Consider the following 1,498-nt stretch of genomic DNA (forward strand, 5'->3'; position numbering starts at 1 on the left):
GGTACTGTCAATAAGTATGTGTAAATTCCCAGGAAGTGCACCGGTTTTACATGGAGTAGTGGGCATGGTAGCCTTGGTGGTAAGGCCAACGCTTTTTTCCATAGTTGGGTCTTGGCCTATGAACCATGCCCACAGGGGTCTCCATGTCAAACCTCTTCCATCTAAAACCTTATCATAGCTAGTCAGGTAAGGGTTACCAATAGTTAATCAATTATTTAGTTATCATTTTCTTTCCGTATCTTTCATCAAACATTTTTTGAATCTCCGATTTAGCTGATAGAAACTCTGTAATCCCTCTTTTGTTCCATTTCTCGTTGTAGTCTGTTGCTACCAGGTAAACGATTTTTTCTACGGCTTTTTCGCTTGGTAAACTGTTCATTGTTTTTGTGCGTTTTTTAATCTCTTTCATAGTACGTTCTATGGTGTTCGTTGTGTAAATTTGAGGACGGATAATTCTTGGATATTTGAAAAATGTCAAAAGCACAGATAAGTCTTCCTCCCACGATTGGACAACTTTTGGATAGATACTTTTCCAATTCTTCTTAAATATCTCAAACTGTTCAAGAGCTTCTTCCTTTGATCCAGCTTTGTATACATTCTTTAAATCTTTTGTTAATTCCTCCCTGTCTTTTTTGCGTATACTGTGTAGTGTATTTCTAACTTTATGCACAACACAGCGCTGTACATCGGCTTGAGGATAAATCTCTTTAAAGGCACTTTCCAGTCCGGTGAGCCCATCAAAAACGCCCAATAGAACCTCTTCAAGTCCACGATTCCGGAGGTCAAACAGAACTTCTTTCCATCCTAAAGAGCTTTCTTTTCCTCCGACATAAAACCCAACAATTTCTTTAAATCCATCCTCTGTAATGCCCACAACGACGTAAACAACCTCACTATCGACATCCTGACGTCGTAGTTTCAGATAAGTACCGTCTAAATAGAGTACAGTATATCGTTTCTTTAAAGGTCGCTGTTGCCATTCTTTAATATCTTCAACAACCACATCGGTAATATTACTTATAGTTGCAGGAGAATAGGATTTGCCTAATATCCTTTCAATAAAATTACCTAGTTCGCGTGTACTGAATCCTTTTTGATACATCGTAATAATGGTCTCTCCAAGCCATCTTTCCTGCCTCTGATAAGGGTCAAATAAAGCCGTCTGAAAGTGCCCTTTACGGTCTCTAGGAACCGTTAGGTCATCAATACGACCATATTTTGTGTCTAGAATACGTTCGTAAAAACCATTCTTACTGTTTTTTAGCTCAGGGTGTTCCACTTCAAAGAAGTTTTTCATTTCTTCTTTTAAAATAGACTCCAGGTTATCTTTAACAAATTTTAAAACTAGCTCTTCCATCTGTTTAGAAAAGTCATTATCAGTTATACTAGTAGACATGGGTAAGGTCTCCTCTTCTTAGTTTTTGTCGTGATTAACTAAAGGGTAGGATAACCTTACCTTTCCTATTTATTCATCTTACACAGACTATTGTACGTCATC

Annotated in this window: 1 protein-coding gene; it reads right to left on the bottom strand. The window is 37.7% G+C overall.

The window, feature by feature from the left end; translation table 11 throughout:
- Positions 1-211 precede the first annotated feature (211 nt).
- Positions 212-1,396, bottom strand: a complete 1,185-nt coding sequence (locus KI343_RS19755) for an IS256 family transposase (RefSeq protein ID WP_212928116.1) — start codon at positions 1,394-1,396, stop codon at positions 212-214.
- Positions 1,397-1,498 lie beyond the last annotated feature (102 nt).

The organism is Oceanobacillus sp. J11TS1, from assembly GCF_018333215.1.
In the GTDB taxonomy this organism is placed as follows: Bacteria; Bacillota; Bacilli; order Bacillales; family Amphibacillaceae; genus Oceanobacillus.

Bases quoted from the DNA above. Each gene is read 5' to 3' on its own strand.
- KI343_RS19755 (WP_212928116.1), bottom strand. From the start codon at position 1,396: ATGTCTACTAGTATAACTGATAATGACTTTTCTAAACAGATGGAAGAG.